General features: G+C 52.2%; 13 protein-coding genes. 11 read left to right on the top strand and 2 right to left on the bottom strand.

Annotated elements, in window-relative coordinates:
* Positions 1–77 precede the first annotated feature (77 nt).
* The 5 genes from FUA23_RS16310 (at position 78) to truB (ending at position 4,274) form a co-directional block, all read left to right on the top strand.
* On the top strand, positions 78–935 hold the full coding sequence (locus tag FUA23_RS16310) for a cell division protein FtsX (RefSeq protein ID WP_147931831.1): 858 nt from the start codon (positions 78–80) through the stop codon (positions 933–935).
* A 72-nt stretch (positions 936–1,007) separates the two neighbouring features.
* Positions 1,008–1,361: a DUF3098 domain-containing protein gene (locus FUA23_RS16305; protein WP_147931830.1), complete on the top strand. Its 354-nt coding sequence runs from the start codon at positions 1,008–1,010 to the stop codon at positions 1,359–1,361.
* Between the two features lie 63 nt (positions 1,362–1,424).
* On the top strand, positions 1,425–2,216 hold the full coding sequence (locus FUA23_RS16300) for an undecaprenyl-diphosphate phosphatase (RefSeq protein ID WP_406603410.1): 792 nt from the start codon (positions 1,425–1,427) through the stop codon (positions 2,214–2,216).
* A 187-nt stretch (positions 2,217–2,403) separates the two neighbouring features.
* On the top strand, positions 2,404–3,369 hold the full coding sequence (locus FUA23_RS16295) for a c-type heme family protein (RefSeq protein ID WP_147931828.1): 966 nt from the start codon (positions 2,404–2,406) through the stop codon (positions 3,367–3,369).
* Between the two features lie 182 nt (positions 3,370–3,551).
* On the top strand, positions 3,552–4,274 hold the full coding sequence (gene truB / locus FUA23_RS16290) for a tRNA pseudouridine(55) synthase TruB (RefSeq protein ID WP_147931827.1): 723 nt from the start codon (positions 3,552–3,554) through the stop codon (positions 4,272–4,274).
* A gap of 35 nt (positions 4,275–4,309) precedes the next feature.
* Here truB and FUA23_RS16285 read toward each other — a convergent pair whose 3' ends face one another.
* Positions 4,310–5,398: a fatty acid desaturase family protein gene (locus tag FUA23_RS16285; RefSeq protein ID WP_147931826.1), complete on the bottom strand. Its 1,089-nt coding sequence runs from the start codon at positions 5,396–5,398 to the stop codon at positions 4,310–4,312.
* A 156-nt stretch (positions 5,399–5,554) separates the two neighbouring features.
* Complete coding sequence (locus FUA23_RS16280; RefSeq protein WP_147931825.1) at positions 5,555–6,220, bottom strand: MCP four helix bundle domain-containing protein; 666 nt, start codon at positions 6,218–6,220, stop codon at positions 5,555–5,557.
* Positions 6,221–9,992: 3,772 nt separating this feature from the next.
* Here FUA23_RS16280 and FUA23_RS16275 point away from each other — a divergent pair.
* The 6 genes from FUA23_RS16275 to FUA23_RS16250 all read left to right on the top strand — a co-directional run bounded on the left by FUA23_RS16275 (position 9,993) and on the right by FUA23_RS16250 (position 17,022).
* The gene (locus FUA23_RS16275; protein ID WP_147931824.1) at positions 9,993–11,504 is read left to right on the top strand and encodes a M28 family peptidase; all 1,512 of its coding nucleotides are present in this window, start codon (positions 9,993–9,995) and stop codon (positions 11,502–11,504) included.
* A gap of 156 nt (positions 11,505–11,660) precedes the next feature.
* Positions 11,661–13,118 carry a sensor histidine kinase gene (locus FUA23_RS16270; RefSeq protein ID WP_147931823.1) on the top strand — a complete coding sequence of 486 codons (1,458 nt, stop codon included), beginning with the start codon at positions 11,661–11,663 and terminating at the stop codon, positions 13,116–13,118.
* A 20-nt stretch (positions 13,119–13,138) separates the two neighbouring features.
* Positions 13,139–13,606 carry a hypothetical protein gene (locus FUA23_RS16265; protein ID WP_147931822.1) on the top strand — a complete coding sequence of 156 codons (468 nt, stop codon included), beginning with the start codon at positions 13,139–13,141 and terminating at the stop codon, positions 13,604–13,606.
* A 339-nt stretch (positions 13,607–13,945) separates the two neighbouring features.
* Positions 13,946–14,707, top strand: a complete 762-nt coding sequence (locus FUA23_RS16260) for a hypothetical protein (protein WP_147931821.1) — start codon at positions 13,946–13,948, stop codon at positions 14,705–14,707.
* 41 nt (positions 14,708–14,748) lie between these two features.
* Positions 14,749–15,177, top strand: coding sequence for a DUF1801 domain-containing protein (locus tag FUA23_RS16255; protein WP_147931820.1), 429 nt, complete (start codon positions 14,749–14,751; stop codon positions 15,175–15,177).
* 267 nt (positions 15,178–15,444) lie between these two features.
* Complete coding sequence (locus tag FUA23_RS16250) at positions 15,445–17,022, top strand: sulfatase family protein (protein WP_147931819.1); 1,578 nt, start codon at positions 15,445–15,447, stop codon at positions 17,020–17,022.
* Positions 17,023–19,051 lie beyond the last annotated feature (2,029 nt).

The following is a 19,051-nucleotide window of genomic DNA, read 5'->3' as shown; positions in this document are numbered from 1 at the left end:
GTGAACATCAGGAACTGGCAGCAATACGTTGTCCGGTTCCGTTTCATCAAAATATTAACGTACCAACTAAACCTCCCGTGCCCGCTCCCCGCCCCAATCAGTTATACGTCATCATCAGCCTGGCGCTGGTCTTGTTCCTGCTGGGGCTGGTTGGCCTATGGACGTTTCAGGCCAACTATCTGACAAAACAACTGCAGGAGAGCCTGGACATAATTGTGGAGCTCAACGACGATCACACCGAGATTCAACGTATGGAGCTCATTGCCGACATCACAGCCGCCCGGTTCAACAAGCCCGGCAGCCAGCCCGAGTACGTCAGTAAGCAAGCCGCTCTCGAAGAAATGGGTGATGACTTGCAAAGAGACCTAAATGACCTGGGGCTCAACAACCCCCTGCTCGACGTTGTGACCTTCAACGTTCCGGTTGCTTACCTACAGTCTGACAGCCTCGCGGCCATCGCTACGGAGATACAAACGCAGCCCGGTGTAGCAGCCGTGTTCTATCAGGAGAACTTCGTGGACCGTATTGCCGAGAATGCCCGCCGGATGGGTTACATCCTCCTTGGCCTGGCGGGGCTTTTCGCACTGGTGGCCGCCCTGCTTATTCACAATACTGTGCGGTTGTCGCTTTACGCCAACCGCTTCACCATCAAAACCCAGGAACTGGTAGGCGCAAGCTGGGGCTTCATCAGCAAGCCTTACCTCTGGCGTGCTGTTGGCCAGGGGATTGTTTCCGGGCTCATCGCCATTGGCGGTGTTGCAGGATTACAGTACTGGCTGCAGTCCGTTTTACCCGAACTTAACCTATTTGCGGAGCCGCTGCCGTTGGTTTGCCTTTACGGAGGAATCCTGCTGCTTGGCTTATTGATCAACTTCGTCAGTCATTATGTCGTCGTTCGTCGCTACCTTCGCCTCCGCTTAGACGATTTATACTGATTTTTCGGTCGTCCGCTGTGGTAACGTAATGCTGCCACCAACCGACAACCGGCAACCACCAACCGACAAAACATGAGTAAGCAACATAATAAAAAGTCAGATCGCCGCGAAGCCCAACGCGCCGCAGCCAATACTCCCAGAGCGGCAGCGACCCCTAAACCCGCAACGCCCCGTACTTCCTCCCGCACCGCTGCCGCCAAGCCAGCGAACGATCGTCCGCTGACCTTCGGCCGCGACACTTACATCTGGATGGGTATCGGGTTTGGTCTGGTGGTGCTCAGCCTGCTGCTCATGAGTGGTGGCCGGGGAGAAGACCCTGCCGTTTTTGATGAAAATGTTATTTATTCCTTCCGTAAAATCACACTGGCCCCCATCGTTATGCTGGCAGGCCTGGGTACGGTTATTTACGCTATTCTGAAGAAATAGTAAGATGGACGTTAGCAGTGGGAGTTCCACAGGCTAACGCTCCGCGATCCAACGATCCAAATGATAGAACTATTAAAGGCCCTCGTCCTTGGCATCGTCCAGGGGCTAACCGAATTTTTGCCGGTTTCCAGCAGCGGCCACCTCGAGCTGGCCAAATGGATTATGCAGGACGACAGCCTCGCGGCCGAGTCTATGCTCATGACCGTTACCCTGCATGCTGCTACCGCGCTGGCAACGCTGGTCGTATTCCGTAAAGATGTGCTGGAAATCATCTCCGACCTTTTCAAATTTAAGTGGAACGACGGAACAAAATTCTCCGCCCTGATCATCCTGAGTATGGTACCCGCCGCTGTGGTTGGGGTACTGTTCGATGATCTTCTGGAGGCACTCTTCGATAAGCAAATTGTGCTGGTTGCCTGCATGCTCATCCTTACCGGGCTCCTGCTTTTTCTGGCGGACCGGGCAAGGAATACGAACAAAGATGTCGGATTTAAAGACGCCGTCATCATCGGTCTGGCGCAAGCCGTGGCGATTCTGCCTGGCATCAGCCGGTCCGGGGCGACCATTTCCACCAGCGTTTTGCTGGGCATCGATCGCGAAAAGTCTGCCCGGTTCAGCTTTCTGATGGTGGTCCCGCTCATCTTGGGTAAAATGGCCAAAGACCTCCTCGACGGCGATTTTTCCGGAACCGTCTCTATACCGGAACTGAGCATCGGCTTCATCGCCGCTTTTCTGACCGGTATCGCTGCCTGCGTCTGGATGATCAAATTGGTCAAAAAAGCCGAACTGAAGTGGTTTGCCTACTACTGTTTTGCGGTAGCAGCTATCGTTTTGCTAATCAAAGCAGTGGGTTAAGCATCAGGGCGCGGCCGCAGGTGCAAAGCCGGTTTTCCGGAAACGCTTCCATAACCTGCCTGCTCTTCTTTTTTCTGTTGTGTGAGCCACATTACAGAACCCCCGGTTTTGTGGTAATAGATTTGTTGCGCAGCGGTGAAGGTCTTGCCTCACCCGTACTTCAGCACCAATTCTAAACATCACCACAATGAAGAATCTGCTCGCAGCACTACTGGCGATCCTGATCACCTCTTGCAACAGCCCCACCCCACCCGATACAAACCATGACCTGCCGGACGACCCGGCGGTACTGGCACAAATACAAGCGGGGAAGTCGTTGCTGGAGGCAAACTGTCAGTCTTGCCACAGCCCTGAAGCTCAGCTTACGGGCCGGTTAGCCCCTTCGATGCTGATGGTAAAGAACCACTATCTCAATGATTCAACCACACTGTCCGGTTTCACCGCAGACATCGTTCGCTTCGTCGGACGCCCATCAAAAGGTTACTCGAAGATGCCTGGCGCCGTTGGCCGCTTCGGTCTGATGCCCCAGCTCCAATACCCCGAAGAAGACCTGAAGGCCATTGCCGCCTTCGTTTACCACGCAGACCTGGAGGATCCTGAGTGGTTAGAAAAACAACGCCTCGGGGAGAGACGCTCCGATCAGGATAGCCCGGACGCAGCAGAGAGCTTCGCTGACCGGGGGCGGCGGTTTGCGATGCAAACCAAATCAGTACTCGGTTCAAATCTCCTGAAAGCCATTCAGGCCGGCGGGCCTGAACACGCCGTCAGCTTCTGTAACGTCCGTGCAGAAACGCTGACCGACAGCTCCGGAACAGCGCAAAATATCAGCATACGCAGGGTCAGTGACCGCCCCCGTAATCCGGACAATGCCGCCGACAGCTTGCAACTGTTTCAGATTGCGGCGCTGCGCGAAGACCTGGCCCGAGGCAAAACACAGCCGTACCGTCTCTACGAAGAAAAAGAAATCATTACGGGTTACTACCCGATCATAACCAACGATATGTGCCTGAAGTGCCACGGAGATACAACGGATGATCTCAGCCCCGCTACCTTGTCTGCCCTCCGGGAGCTGTACCCCGCAGATCAGGCTACAGGTTACGCCGCCAATCAATTGCGCGGGATCTGGGTAGTTGAGATGCCCCGAAAGAAATAGCCGGGCGATGGTATAGTTCCGGAAAAGTGATAAAGCTGCCAGCTGCCTGCGGCAGATAAGCTACTGGTTTTCAGAAGCAAGGCAACTCTTGCAACACATTGCCTTCTAAATAACGTTCTTTGCACCTGCGGCCGCGCCAGAGTCGTACATCTAACATTACTAATCAAATACCGCATACTTTAATGCTTCCTCCTACCACTACCCCTCCCTTTACCTTTCAGGAAGGTTGTTTACTGCTGGTTGACAAACCCAAGGGCTGGACCAGTTTCGACGTTGTAAACAAGGTTCGCTGGGCCATCAGGAAGCACCTCGGCATCAAGAAAATTAAAGTAGGCCACGCCGGTACGCTGGACCCGATGGCCACCGGGATGCTGAACATCTGTACCGGCAAATGGACCAAACGCCTCGCCGAATTACAGGGCATGGACAAGACCTACACCGGCACCATCACCCTGGGGGCCACCACCGCGAGCTACGACGCGGAAGAACCCATCAACGCCACCTTCCCGACCGACCATATTACCGATGAGATGATCCGCCAAGCCGCGCTCGGCCTCACCGGTGACCTGGAGCAACTGCCCCCGATTTTTTCCGCCATCAAAGTCGATGGCCAACCGCTGTATAAGAAAGCCCGCAAAGGCGTACAGGTAGAAGTGAAACCGCGCCCGGTAACCGTGCACGAGTTTAAAATCACCCGCATCGAGATGCCGGAAGTCGACTTCGAGATTACCTGCTCTAAAGGAACTTACATCCGCTCACTCGCCTACGATCTGGGTAAAAACCTCGACTCGGGCGGTTACCTCACCGCACTACGACGGTCTTCGGTAGGCCCGTTCGCAGAAGCAAGTATGTGGGACCTCGAAGATCTTCTCGGGCAAATCCCTCCAATGGACGCCGGGGAATAAACCGCCCGGTGCAGTGGTTCCTGCAATCCAATCGGTTACGCCAGCACTTCTTCCTTTTGCCCCATTTTCTTCAAAATCCGGTAATGAGAACAGAGTGCGTCGTAAAACGTAGCGTTATCGTGGTAAGGAATGCCGTGTTTATGGGCTACACGCTCCACGATACCGGAGATGGCAGGATAGTGAATATGGCAGATGTTGGCAAAAAGATGATGCTCGATCTGGTAGTTCAACCCTCCGCATAAAAAAGCAGCCGTTTTGCTGTTGCGGGAGAAATTTGCCGTGGTATGCATCTGGTGTACAGCCCATGATTCTTCCATAGACCCTTCCTCATCGGGTTCCGGAAAATCGGTTTCCTCAACGGCGTGAGCAAGCTGGAAAACCAGGCCGAGTACCAGGCCTTCGGCCAGGTGCATAGCAACAAAACCGATCACGAATTGCCACCAGGTAATGTCCATAACGATGAGGGGCACAACGATGAACAAGGTATAGTACACCGCCTTGAAGAAGAATAGTTTGTAATACTCGTTCCTGGGATGATCGGTATTATCGGTGTGGCCGATTTTCGACTGAAAGAACTTCACAAAATCCTTACGAAACACCCACGAGAGCGAAGCCAGACCGTAGAGCAGGAATGCGTAGATATGCTGGTACTGCATTATCGGTTTTTTCTCTTCCAGCCGCGACAGCCGCAGTAAACCGGGAGCTACGTCCAGGTCCTCATCGTGGCCGGGGATGTTGGTGTAGGTATGGTGAACCACGTTGTGGGTAATTTTCCATACGTAAGCATTGGCACCGATGACGTTGAAGCTGTAGCTAAGCAGTTTGTTGACCCTTTGGTTTGAAGAGTAGCTGCCGTGAATAGCATCGTGCGCAACGTTGAAGCCGATAAATGCCTGGCACATACCGATCAGTATCGTCAGGCCAAACGTTACGCCCAGGCTGAACTGCCCAAAAACGATAAGGCAATAAAGAATGGGGAGCCCCCCAAGAAAAAGTACCGTTTTTAGCACCATACTGGTGTTGGCATTCCTGCTTATGCTATTTGAGGTGAAGTAGTCTTCGACTTCTCTCTTGACCTCTGCGTAGAACCCAGACGGGCTCTTTCTATTAAACTTCAAGTGCATGCAAATGTATTTGGCCCGGTATGGAGGACGCGATTTAGAAGCCTCGAAGGTAGTGCTCTAATGCTTAGAGACGACAAAAGAATCACTTTTAGCTGATTACAGCCCGTTAAAGGGCGCTCAAAGCCCTTCTTTCAGCTCAGGCAGAAGGCCTCCCCGTCAGTTCAGGTTACCCTGCTGCCAGGTTCGGGCAATCACGGGTCGGCTAGCCAGTACGATTACCTGCAGGATGATGGCGATACAGATAAGGATAACGAGTTCAAGGCTGGTGATCAGCGAGGAGCCTTTCACTATTTGCTGAGACCGGTCGTTGAGAATTTTACCTTCCTTTATCTGAATATCGGAAAGCTGGCGGAGGTTGGCTGCAGCAAGGTGGAATTGATGGTTGAGCGATTCCCGGATCGCGACAAGCTCTGGCTCTCCGTCAGAAAAGCGGAGGTATTCTACTTCGAGTTCGTGCAGGGCAAGGATGTTGGCCTTGAAGTCCTGGAGGAAAGCGGCTTCGTCTTCGGTAAGCACCGTTTTATCGTAATTAGATAACAGCTCGTTGATGGCCGTGTTGTGCGCCCCCAGATCTGTCCGAAAGTCGGCATCGGCAAACTCAGTGCAATGGTCAAGCGCTGCCTTCTTTTGGTACAAATGATCGGAGATCATATAGATATAGCTCTCCACAACGAGCCGGTCTTCGTATACCGAAGAGAAAGAATCACTAAGACTATCCATATGGGACCTTCCCAGAAAACTGGTTCCGATCACCAGAAAACAGATAGCGGCAAGCAAACCTGCCGCCTTGATTTTTTGCTGAATACTGTATGCCCATTTCATGATCGATAAATTTTAAATGACAAAAAGCCTGTAGCCCGCGGCGCATCAAAAGCCAACAAGCATGGAACAAAATAAATAGCTGAAAAACAAAACTATACACCCTGAAACGCCCTCTGTCCGGGTGTAATACCGGCAAATTCCGGTTGGTAGGCCGGAAACCTGCTTCTACCTGGTCTTTGCCTAAGACAATATAGGGTAAATAAACGGACCGGTGTGTGTATCGCCGGCTAGTCGTTAAAATTGCCACGTAGAGCTTCAATCGGAGTAAGACTCCTCCTCCGGTGCCCGAGGACTGCGCTTCTTCCCGTTTTGCCCGTTCATTTTTTCTTGATAAAAAACGAACCAAAAAATCAAGGCTGTGCCACCGGCTGATCGTGGAATCCAATTTCTGAAGCCTAAAATGGAAAAACTCGCGTCGGCGTTGGTTGGGTTGTTTCCTGGCTTGTTGGTCCGTCGAAATCTTTGGGGCTGATCCTGGGGATTCGGGAACGCTCAGACAGTTTCCATTTTTAAACGGCTTCAAAAATCGGATTCCACTGCCGGTGCCAAGGCCGAAGGCGGAGGGACTGAACTCTGCGCGTCGCTTTCAATTACGGAAGTTGGAGCATCAAGTATAAGCTTTAGTTCGGCCGCCTTCACCTCGGGTGAATAGCGGAGAAAAGCGACTTCTGGTCGCATAATTTTCCTGTTGGGTTCAGTTGGAGTAGAACTTATCTACCGGTGCCTCTGACTATTTTCATTGCGCAGCTACTTCGGCCTTGGCCCCGGCCACTAATGCGGTTGCTGGTGGCCGTTAAGAAAAGCAAGTTGTATGAGCCAACACAGAGTTGCTGCATTTCCGAAGGGCTTCGACTCCCGACAGTTCCAGACTTCGAAGGATCAGTTTGATGGCGAGTTTTTGCTTTTTAGGCCAGCAGTGACCGCATTAGTGATCAGCCGGGGACACAGCCTGAGGGGTTTGCTTCTTTGCCCTGACAAAGAAGGCCGCCGGCAGGCAAGGTGAGACGGGCGGTGACGTGTGTTCAATCGGAGTGAAACTCCTCCACCGGTTCCCCAGGACTGCGCTTTTTCCCGTTTTGCCCGTTCATTTTTTCTTGATAAAAAACGAACCAAAAAATCAAGGCTGTGCCACCGGCTGATCGTGGAATCCAATTGTTGAAGCCTAAAATGGAAAAACTCGCGTCGGCATTGGTCGGGTTGTTTCCTGGCTTGTCAGTCCGTCGAAGTGTTTGGTGCTGATCCTGGGACTTCGGGAACGCTCAGACAGTTTCCATTTTTAAACGGCTCCAAAAACCGGATTCCACTGCCGGTGCCAAGGCCGAAGCCGGAGTGTCGGAACTCTGTGCGTTGCTTTCAATTACGAAAGTTGGAGCATCAAGTATAAGCTTTGGTTCGGCGGCCCTTACCTCTGGTGAATAGCGGGGATTAGCGACTTACGGTCGCGTAATTGGTACGTAGAGGTTTAATCAGAGTAAAACTCCTCCATCGATGCATTCGACTATCTTCATTGCGCAGCTACTTCGGCCTTGGCCCCGGCCACTAATGCGGTTGCTGGTGGCCGTTAAGAAAAGCAAGTTGTATGAGCCAACACAGAGTTGCTGCATTTCCGAAGGGCTTCGACTCCCGACAGTTCCAGACTTCGAAGGATCAGTTTAAGGCGAGTTTTTGCTTTTTAGGCCAGCAGTGACCGTATTAGTGAGCAGCCGGGGACACAGCCTGAGGGGTTTGCTTCTTTGCCCCGTCACCTCGCAGAAGCCGCGCAGCGAAAGAAGGCCGCCGGCAGGCAAGGTTAGACGGGATGTAGCGCGGGCTCAATCGGAGTAGGACTCCTCCACCGAGGCCCGAGGGCTGCGTTCCCTCCCGTTTTGCCCGTTCATTTTTTCTTGATAAAAAACGAACCAAAAAATCAAGGCTGTGCCACCGGCTGATCGTGGAATCCAATTCTTGAAGCCTAAAATGGAAAAACTCGCGTCGGCGTTTGTCGGGTTGCTTCTGAACCCATCGGTCCGTTGAGGTCTGGGTGGCTACTTCCTGGGCTTTGGGAACGCTCAGACAGTTTCCATTTTTTAACGGCTTCAAAAACCGGATTCCACTGCCGGTGCCAAGGCCGAAGCAGGAGGGACTGAACTCTGTACTCTGCGTAGCTATTTCACCCTCAGTTCGGCCGCCTTCACCTCGGGTGAATAGCGGGGATTAGCGACTTCTGGTCGCATAATTTTCCTGTTGGGTTCAGTCGGAGTAGAACTTATCTACCGGTGCCTCTGACTATTTTCATTGCGCAGCTACTTCGGCCTTGGCCCCGGCCACTAATGCGGTTGCTGGTGGCCGTTAAGAAAAGCAAGTTGTATGAGCCAACACAGAGTTGCTGCATTTCCGAAGGGCTTCGACTCCCGACAGTTCCAGACTTCGAAGGATCAGTTTGAGGCGAGTTTTTGCTTTTTAGGCCAGCAGTGACCGTATTAGTGATCAGCCGGGGACACAGCCTGAGGGGTTTGCTTCTTTGCCCCGTCACCTCGCAGAAGCCGCGCAGCGAAAGAAGGCCCCCGGCAGGCAAGGTTAGACGGGATGTAGTGCGGGCTCAATCGGAGTCGAACTCCTCCACCGAGGCCCGAGGGCTGCGTTCCCTCCCGTTTTGCGCGTTCATTTTTTCTTGATAAAAAACGAACCAAAAAATCAAGGCTGTGCCACCGGCTGATCGTGGAATCCGATTGTTGAAGCCTAAAATGGAAAAACTCGCGTCGGCGTTTGTCGGGTTGCTTCCTGGCTTGTTGGTCCGTCGAAGTCTTTGGTGCTTATCCTGGGACTTCGGGAACGCTCAGACAGTTTCCATTTTTTAACGGCTTCAAAAACCGGATTCCACTGCCGGTGCCAAGGCCGAAGCAGTAGGGACTGAACTCTGCGTTCTGCACTTTGATTGCTGAGCGAATATTTAGAATCCCGATCCGGTCTGACTCTCCTGAAAACTGAAATTTGTCAATGAGGGCCGCCGGCAGACAAGGTTAGACGGGATGTAGCGCGGGCTCAATCGGAATAGAACTCCTCCACCGGTGCCCCAGGACTTCGCTTCTTCCCGTTTTGCCCGTTCATTTTTTCTTGATAAAAAACGAACCAAAAAATCAAAGCTGTGCCACCGGCTGATCGTGGAATCCAGTTTCTGAAGCCTAAAATGGAAAAACTCGCGTCGGCGTTTGTCGGGTTGTTTCCTGGCTTGTTAGTCCGTCGAAATCTGTGGTGCTGATCTTGGGGCTTCGGGAACGCTCAGACAGTTTCCATTTTTAAACGGCTTCAAAAACCGGATTCCACTGCCGGTGCCAAGGCCGAAGCAGGAGGGACTGAACCCTGCGCTCTGCACTCTATACTTTGATTGCTGAGCGAATATTTAGAATCCCGATCCGGTCCGACTCTCCTGAAAAACTGAAGTTGGGCAAAGAAGACCCCCGGCAGGCAAGGTTAGACGGGATGTAGCGCGCGCTCAATCGGAGTAGGACTCCTCCACCGAGGCCTTCGACTATTTTCATTGCGAAGCATGAGGGATTGCACTTTGTACTTTGGGTAGTTATTTCACTCCTCAGCCCGGCCGCTTTCATCCTTGGTGAATAGCGACCTCAGATCGTATAAATAATACGCAACCGTTTAATTGAAGTTAAGAATCCTTCACCATCGGAGCACAGTTTTTAACCATCCTTGCACCCGCGCCCGCGCCCTTAATGCAATATTGTTGCATTGACAACAATAGTCGTTATTCCGGGAAACGATGCATAACTTTACAGCTATGAAAAAAATAACATTCTTTTTGCTCTTGGTGATAAGCAGCCTAACCACCGCTTTTGCTCAGGAGATCGACAAAACTCTTCCGGAATTCTCCTTCAACGAACTTGAACTTGCCGGCCAGATGCATTTCCTTGCTTCCGATTACCTGGAAGGTCGCCGGACCGGTAACCGCGGCAATGAAATTGCCGGACAGTACATCGCCGCCCAATTGCGTGCCTTCGGCTACGCGCCCATCAACGGTGAAAGCTACCTGCAACCCGTACCACTGATGAAAACAGCTGCGCCTAAAACCGGTAAGCTGATGGTCGATGACATGAGCTTCACCCAAATGGGTGATCTGCTGATTATGCGCGGCCCCGAAGCGACTGCGGATGCCTCTGTTGTATTCGCCAACTATGGCTGGGTCGATGGTGAGACAGACCATAACGACTATGCCGACATCGACGTAAAAGGCAAAATTGTTGTTACCCGCGCCGGCATCCCCGGCGATGTGAGTCAGGCAGGTGTGTTCAAGGGAATCCGCGAGAAAGCCAAAATGGCAGCTGACGCAGGCGCGGTCGGTATCTTCGAGATTTACTCCTTGCCCTTTCCCTGGGGTGCCTTCAAGGGCTACCTCGGTGGCGAACGCATGGGCCTCGACAACGGAGCAGAGTCTGCAACTATTCCTTACGGTTTCGTAAAGGTGCAGGACGATTTCGTTGACCGGCTGACTAAAAAGAAAAAAGGTCTCAAAGGCAGCATGGCCAGTTCCGGAATGATGGTTGAACGTACCTCGAGCTTCAACGTTGGTGGCATACTGGAAGGTACCGACCCTGACCTGAAGGACGAATACATGATCGTAACGGCTCATTTCGACCACGTTGGTGTAGGCAAGCAGGGTGGTGGAGCGTTCACCGAGCAGGACAGCATCTTCAACGGTGCGCGCGACAATGCTTTCGGTACCATCTCGCTGCTCGCAAGTGCCCGCGCGTTCGCCGAGCGTCCAACCCGTCGTTCGATCATCATGCTGGCCGTGACCGGTGAAGAAATGGGACTGCTCGGCAGCCAGTGGTACGCAGAACACCCACTCGTTCCGCTCGAGAAAACGATCTTTAATTTCAATACCGACGGTGCCGGTTACGATGACATCTCCGGCATTAGCCTGATCGGTGCCAACCGTACCGGTATCGACCCCCAGGTAGCCGCTGCAGCCGAAGCATTCGGTAAGAAAGTTATCGAAGACCCAGCTCCCGAACAGGGCCTTTTTGATCGTTCAGACAACGTAAGCTTTGCCGCCAAAGGCGTACCTGCTCTCAGTTTCAGCCCTGGTATTACGGGCTTCTCCGACGAACTATTCAAGTACTACCACCAGGTAACGGACAACCCCGAAACCATCAACATGGCTTACCTGAAAGAATACTGTCAGGCATTTACCCTGGCTGCCCGCCTGATCGCCAACCGGGACACCCGTCCTTACTGGGTAGATGGAGATAAGTACCGCGAGGCCGGAGACAAGCTCTACAAGAAAAAGTAAGCGTAGGTACAAGGCGAAAAGAGCAGAATGCAGCGTACGGAATGCCCCCTGAGGTCCGTGCTCTGTATTCTGCTCTCTTCGTACAAACCTGTCGTATACTGACCGCCGGGACCATTGATGAACGGTACGGAGAGCATTTTACCTTAGCTTTGCCGTATGAACCGTCTGCTTTTTAAGTTTAGCGCCATCATTCTGGGGATTTTACTGATCGTAGGGACTGCCTACGTAAAGATATCTTCCTACACCAACGGAGAGTACCAGGCCGAAATGAGCCAACGACTCAACGGAGGTATTGCCGAATACACGGTAAAACAGATGGAAGGAAGTCATGCCGTGATGGACACGAGCATGATCAAAGACATCATCAAGTCGTTGATGGATATCAACCCGAGCGTTGAGGTGTACCTGCTGAACGCCAAAGGAGACATCCTCGCTTATGACGCCCCGAAGGGCAGGGTGATGCTGGACCGGGTTGATCTGGCGCCAGTGAAACAGTTCGTTGCCGCCGAACCTAAAAGCCGGCCCTTCATCAGAGGCGACGATCCCCGGCACCCGGATGAGCCTAATATATTTTCGGCCGCTGAAATCCTCGATGAATCCGGAAATCTGGATTGCTACGTTTACATCATTCTGAGTGGAGACGAGCAGGCCTCGGTAGCGGCGATGCTGAACTCCAACTATAACTTCAAACTGGGCAGAAATTTGTTTTTCCTCAGCTTGCTGGCAGCGTTTTTAATGAGCCTCCTGGCCATCCGGTACCTCACGCGTAACCTCCGACACATCGAGAACACCGTTCATCGTTTTCAGGAAGGAGACTACGCCGCGAGAGTGGACACGGATCAGGGGGGAGAATTCGCCTTTGTAGCGGCTACTTTTAACGAGATGGCCGACCGGATCAACGCCAATATTGACGAACTGAAGTCCGTTGACGGGCTCCGGCGGGAACTAGTGGCGAACATAAGCCATGACCTTAGAACCCCGCTGGCCATTGTACAGGGATTTGTGGAAACACTCATCATGAAGTCCGACACAATGCCGCTGGAAGAGCGCAAGCGTCACCTGAATACGATAATGAAAGGTACCGAACGGCTGAATGTATTGATCAGCCAGCTTTTCGAATATTCAAAGCTGGAAGCGAGCCAGGTTCAGCTCGATAAAGAATCATTTTGTGTTTGCGAACTGGCCTTTGATGTAGCCCGGAAGTACAGTGTTCTGGCCAAGTCTCAGGGGATCAAAATAAAGGTAGATCAGCCGGAGGACCTTCCGTTTGTTACCGCTGATCTTGGACTGATAGAACGAGTAATGCAGAACCTGATCGATAACGCCCTCAAATTCACCCCCGAAGGAGGTGCGATAAATATAGATTTCTCGGTTTTTCCGCACAGCGTGCAGGTGTCAGTAACGGATACCGGACCGGGGATTCCTGAAGATGAGCTTCCTTTCATTTTTGACCGTTACAGTCAGGGCAGCAGAGCTGGTAATGGCGAGAACGCAGGTGCAGGGCTGGGTTTAGCGATCGTTAAAAAAATACTTGATCTCCACGGGCAGGAAGTTGGGATCAAAAGCCGGCTAAATGAAGGTACAAGTTTTATATTTGAGTTGCCCAGAACGTGATTTTGGGGTAAACCCTTTCTATGTCCGAGCAGCATAAGTTTTTTCCCAGCGGTGTTTGGGAGGGTATTTATAAATACCCTTCGGATCACGACGGGTCTCGCCACGAAATGCACTTCACCCTCGATTTCAAAGACGGAGTAGTTACCGGAACGGGCACTGACGATGTTGGAGGCTTCAGTTGGCGTGGCACTTACGACACTGATTCCTTTGCGGTAATAATGACCAAAAGCTACGCCACCCATAACGTTTACTACAAAGGCATGGCGGATGAAATCGGAATCTATGGCCGCTGGGATTTACTGAGCGCACAGCAAACGAATTATCTGAGGAGCGCCCTGGGAGATTCTTTTGGCGACTTTACGGCGAGATCACACGGCGGGTTTCACCTTTGGCCACGCAAAGGAGGCGAAGAGGCGATCGCTCAGGAAGTAGCCGTCAAAAAGAAAAAGAAGGCGGCTGCAAAGAAACCGGTAACCTCTGGGGGGTAGTGGGTGTGTTAAGAGAGGCATGGATCTCCCTCTCCCCCTGCTCCCAAGGCTGACGCATAGGATTCGATTTTAAGCTTTTAGCTGGAGATCATAGCCGTCGCTAACAGATTACAACCCAAAACGCGTAGCGTTTTCACTAGCCAATCCTCCGTGGGGAGGGATTGGGGTGGGGGTTTAACACGGCTTAACTGGCCTATGCGTTAGCCCTGCCACCGGCTCCTCTCCCCGGGAGAGGGGAGACGTGATAAGCGGCAAGTTCGCAAGAGTATTGCATCTGGTGATACGGACAGGGTAGAGCGAATTTCCTGACTTTACGGATTTAGACTTATTTTCGCAGTCATGCCCTCCAACCTACTTGACGATCACCGGATACCGACGGATCTTGCTGTTTACCAGCGCTTCAACAGATCGGAAGACCTGCGGGCTGTGGTAACGGTCCTGAGAGAGAACGATATACTGGTGAAGACTTCCGGCGAAGATGTTGGAGAATGGCGTGAGGCAACAATCATCGGAGCCCCTCTGCAGCCCAAATTCTGGATCGAAATCCCTGCCGTTCAGTTTGAAAAGGCGAACTACGTCCTACAGGAGGAAGCAGAAAAGAACCTTGCCGAAGAAGACCTCGCTGCGCATCCTTTTGCAGATTATTCGATAGAAGAGCTGGAAGAAGTCTTGTTGGAAGAAACGGAATGGGATGCAGAGGCGGTAGTGGTTGCTCGTAGGTTACTGCTTCGGCAGGGCCGTGATGTCGACCTCAAAGCCCTCCGCCAGAAATCCCGTGAGCGCCTGGCCAGGGAGTACATCCCCCGTTCCGGTACCCGCTGGGTGATGGCCTTTTTTACCCTCTACGGAGGCTTTGCCGGCCTTGCGGTCTGGATTGTCAGCCTACTGATTTCGCTGGGGATACTGCTGTATTATGTTGCTGGCTCCCGGCGCGATCCGAACGGCGTAAAGCATTGGGCGTATGATGTTGCCACGCGTCAGCTTGGCCGGGTAGCGGTTGGGATAGTATTTGCTTGCCTTGTTTTTGGCCTGGTCAACTTCTTCTACCTGGGCTGGGTCCGGTTTCCGCCCATCGACGTTTGGTACTGGTTGTGGTTTTGAAAAGGATGAATTTTACATCCGCAATAAATTAAGCCCAGCAAATGAAATATATGGAAGTCAAAACGGACCCACCAGTTGCATCCAAGTTTGATTCTTACCCCAAAAACGTAAGGGCAAAGCTGAAAGCATTGAGAAGCCTGATCCTGGAAGTTGCTGCTAAAATTGAGCATATTGAGGAGGTCGAAGAAACGCTGAAGTGGGGAGAACCTAGCTATATCGTCAAAAAAGGCAGTACTGTCAGAATAGACTGGAAGTCTAAGAATCCAGATCAGTATGCTATGTACTTCAGCTGTAGCACGAGCCTGGTAGAGACATTCAGAATGGTTTATGGAGATTTATTCAAATACGAGAAAAACAGAGCTATCCTTTTTGATCTGGACGAAGATATTCCCCAAACAGAGCTCAGGGAGTGTGTCGAAATGGCACTGCAGTATCACCTGTTAAAAGACAAGCCACTGCTGGGAAGGTAAGCCCGGGAGACTGTTCATCTAAGCGTATCTACATTACTTTAGAGTTAAACACACTCAGATGAGCAGTCTCGCAGCCTCGTTTTTCAACAACCCTGCCTGACTCCTCACTAAGCCCAACCAAAAGCGGAAACCCAACTAAAACCAGCGCAAGCGCACCAACAACGATGACAGTACAAGGTCCATCGAGTATACAGGTAGACCAGAACCATCTCCCGCTGTATATTTAAGCCGTAATTTTTTACGTCGATTCACCCAACCATACGATTCATGCGCTACTTGTTTTCCCTGCTCCTTATCCCTTTACTGTGCACCTGCGGCAGCGCCCCGGAAAAAGACACCTCACCGCCAACCCGGCCAAACATCCTCTTCATCATGTCCGACGATCACGCGCAACGCGCCATCTCGGCCTATACGGATGAATTAGTGAGTACGCCGGGCCTGGACCGGATTGCAGAGGAAGGAATGCTCTTTCGCAACAGCTTCGTTACCAATTCGATATGCGCGCCGAGCCGCGCGGCCATCCTGACCGGAAAGTACAGCCACCTCAACGGTAAGATCGACAACCTGAGCCCCTTTAACCCCAATCAGTGGACATTCACGGAAGCACTTCATGATGCTGGCTACCGTACTTCTCTCATCGGGAAGCACCACCTTAAGGCCGTACCACGTGGCATCGATGAATTCCGGGGACTCATCGGTCAGGGAAGCTATTACGCTCCCCGGTTCGTACATAACGGTGACACCCTTGACGCCGAACCGGGCTACACCAGCACCCTGATAACCGATTACGCCATCGAGGAACTGAAACGAAGTGCAGGCGGAGATCAACCTTTCTGCATGCTTTACTGGCACAAAGCTCCCCACCGCAACTGGATGCCCGACACCAGCGACCTACCCGGCCTGCTCGACCGCCGCTTTCCCGTCCCCGCTAACCTGCGCGACGACTACGAGGGCCGGCCCGCCGCTCAGCACGCCGATATGCGAATCGCCGATATGTTTACCAGCCACGACCTGAAGGTGACTGGCCAATACCAAAACCCAGACCCCGGAACCGGCGGAGCAACTTTCATCAAGAACCCCGACTTTGACCAGGTGAAGAACACTGACCGTCAGTTGAGCCGGCTCACGCCGGCCCAACAAAAAGCCTGGGCCCCTTTCCTGAAAAGGGTAGGCGAGGAGTGGCTGCAGGTCAAGGGTACGTCCGACGAGCTGGAGTGGCGCTACCAGCGCTATATGCAGGACTATATCGCAAGCGTCGAATCAGTTGACCGCAACGTTGCCCGCGTGCTCGATTACCTCGACGAAGCAGGGCTGGCCGAAAATACCATCGTTATTTATACCTCCGATCAGGGATTTTACCTCGGTGAGCACGGTTGGTACGACAAACGGTTCATGTACGAAGAGAGCCACCGAACGCCACTCATGATCCGCTACCCGGCCGCCGTAAAGGCCGGCTCGGAGACCGAGGATCTCGTACTCAACATCGACCTGGGGTCTACTTTATTGGATTACGCCGGAGTTACGCCGCCAGCGGAAGTCCAGGGCGTATCTCTGCGGCCAATTCTGGAGGGCAACTCGCCCGACGACTGGCGCGAAGACATCTACTACCGTTACTACCAACAGATGGACAGCTACCACCGCGTTGCGCGCCACGAAGGTGTGCGCGGAGAGCGCTACAAACTTATCCACTTCACCGAGCCCGGCTTCGAAGGTTACGAACTCTATGACCTCGAGAAAGACCCCAACGAAATGGACAACCGAATTGATGACCCTGAACTGGAAGGTGTGAAGACGGAACTGATGGAACGGATTAAAGAGCAGCGCGTTGCGCTCAAGGTGGATTGACCGTTCAGTCCCTCCTGCTTCGGCCTTGGCACCGGCAGTGGAATCCGGTTTTTGAAGCCGTAAAAAATGGAAACTGTCTGAGCGTTCCCGAAGCCCCAGGATCAGCACCACAGATTTCGACGGACTAAAAAGCCAGGAAACAACCCAACCAACGCCGACGCGAGTTTTTCCATTTTAGGCTTCAACAATCGGATTCCACGATCAGCCGGTGGCACAGCCTTGATTTTTTGGTTCGTTTTTTATCAAGAAAAAATGAACGGGCAAAACGGGAAGAAGTGCAGTCTTGGGGCACCGGTGGAGGAGTTTCATTCCGATTGAGCCCGCGCTACATCCCGTCTAACCTTGCCTGCCGGCGGCCTTCTTTGACGGGGCAAAGAAGCAAACCCCTCAGGCTGTGTCCCCGGCTGATCACTAATACGGTCACTGCTGGCCTAAAAAGCAAAAACTCGCCTCAAACTGATCCTTCGAAGTCTGGAATTGTCGGGAGTCGAAGCCCTTCGGAAATGCAGCAACTCTGTGTTGGCTCATACAACTTGCTTTTCTTAACGGCCACCAGCAACCGCATTAGTGGCCGGGGCCAAGGCCGAAGTAGCTGCGCAATGAAAATAGTCGAAGGCATCGATGGAGGAGTTTTACTCCGATTAAATCCAACCCGTCAATCAAGCAACCTGAAGTAGCTAATCCCTGCTATTCACCGGAGGTGAAGGCAGCCGGACCAAAGCTTATCCTTGATTCTCTAAACACCGTAATTGAAAGCAAAGCACAAAGCTGCGACGTTCCGCCTTCGGCCTTGGCACCGGCAGTGGAATCCGGTTTTTGAAGCCGTTTAAAAATGGAAACTGTCTGAGCGTTCTCAAAGCCCAGGAAATAGCCACCCAGACTTCAACGGACCGATAGGTTTAGAAGCAACCCGACCAACGCCGACGCGAGTTTTTCCATTTTAGGCTTCTAAAATTGGATTCCACGATCAGCCGGTGGCGCAGCCTTGATTTTTTTGGTTCGTTTTTTATCAAGAAAAAATGAACGTGCAAAACGGGAGGGAACGTAGTCCTCGGGCACCGATAGATAGGTTCTACTCCGATTGACCCCGCGCTACATCCCGTCGCACCTTGCCTGCCGGCGGCCTTCTTTGTCAGGGCAAAGAAGCAAACCCTTCAGGCTGTGTCCCCGGCTGGTCACTAATACGGTCACTGCTGGCCTAAAAAGCAAAAACTCACCATCAAACTTGCCCTTCGAAGTCTGAAACTGTCGGGAGTCGAAGTCCTTCGGAAATGCAGCAACTCTGTGTTGGCTCATACAACTTGCTTTTCTTAACGGCCACCAGCAACCGCATTAGTGGCCGGGGCCAAGGCCGAAGTAGCTGCGCAATGAAAATAGTCGAAGGCATCGGTAGATAAGTTCTACCCCGACTGAATCCAACAGGAAAATTATGCGACCGTAAGTCGCTAATCCCTGCTGTTCACCAGAAGTGAAGGTGGCCGGGCAAAGCTTTACTTCAATGCTCCAACTTTCGTAATTGAAAACAAAGCACAGAGCTCTGACACTCCGCCTTCGGCCTTGGCACCGGCAGTGGAATCCGGTTTTTGAAGCCGTTAAAAAATGGAAACTGTCTGAGCGTTCTCAAAGCCCAAAAATCAACATCAAAGATTTCGACGGACTAACAAGCCAGGAAACACCCCGACCAACGCCGACGCGAGTTTTTCCATTTTAGGCTTCAACAATTGGATTCCACGATCAGCCGGTGGCGCAGCCTTGATTTTTTTGGTTCGTTTTTTATCAAGAAAAAATGAACGTGCAAAACGGGAGGGAACGTAGTCCTCGGGCACCGATAGATAGGTTCTACTCCGATTGAGCCTTCGCTACATCTCGTCTCACCTTGCCTGCCGGCGGCCCTCATTGACAAATTTCAGTTTTTCAGGAGAGTCGGACCGGATCGGAATTCTGAATATTCGTTCAGCAATCAAAGTGTAGAGTGCAGAACGCAGAGTTCAGTCCCTACTGCTTCGGCCTTGACACCGGCAGTGGAATC

It is taken from the genome of Neolewinella aurantiaca (assembly GCF_008014675.1).
Classification (GTDB): Bacteria; Bacteroidota; Bacteroidia; order Chitinophagales; family Saprospiraceae; genus Neolewinella; species Neolewinella aurantiaca.
This window is presented reverse-complemented; position numbering and strand designations above follow the sequence as displayed.

Bases quoted from the DNA above. Each gene is read 5' to 3' on its own strand.
- FUA23_RS16265 (WP_147931822.1), top strand. From the start codon at position 13,139: ATGTCCGAGCAGCATAAGTTTTTTCCCAGCGGTGTTTGGGAGGGTATT.
- FUA23_RS16260 (WP_147931821.1), top strand. From the start codon at position 13,946: ATGCCCTCCAACCTACTTGACGATCACCGGATACCGACGGATCTTGCT.
- FUA23_RS16270 (WP_147931823.1), top strand. From the start codon at position 11,661: ATGAACCGTCTGCTTTTTAAGTTTAGCGCCATCATTCTGGGGATTTTA.
- FUA23_RS16250 (WP_147931819.1), top strand. From the start codon at position 15,445: ATGCGCTACTTGTTTTCCCTGCTCCTTATCCCTTTACTGTGCACCTGC.
- FUA23_RS16285 (WP_147931826.1), bottom strand. From the start codon at position 5,398: ATGCACTTGAAGTTTAATAGAAAGAGCCCGTCTGGGTTCTACGCAGAG.
- FUA23_RS16255 (WP_147931820.1), top strand. From the start codon at position 14,749: ATGAAATATATGGAAGTCAAAACGGACCCACCAGTTGCATCCAAGTTT.
- FUA23_RS16295 (WP_147931828.1), top strand. From the start codon at position 2,404: ATGAAGAATCTGCTCGCAGCACTACTGGCGATCCTGATCACCTCTTGC.
- truB (WP_147931827.1), top strand. From the start codon at position 3,552: ATGCTTCCTCCTACCACTACCCCTCCCTTTACCTTTCAGGAAGGTTGT.
- FUA23_RS16275 (WP_147931824.1), top strand. From the start codon at position 9,993: ATGAAAAAAATAACATTCTTTTTGCTCTTGGTGATAAGCAGCCTAACC.
- FUA23_RS16305 (WP_147931830.1), top strand. From the start codon at position 1,008: ATGAGTAAGCAACATAATAAAAAGTCAGATCGCCGCGAAGCCCAACGC.
- FUA23_RS16280 (WP_147931825.1), bottom strand. From the start codon at position 6,220: ATGAAATGGGCATACAGTATTCAGCAAAAAATCAAGGCGGCAGGTTTG.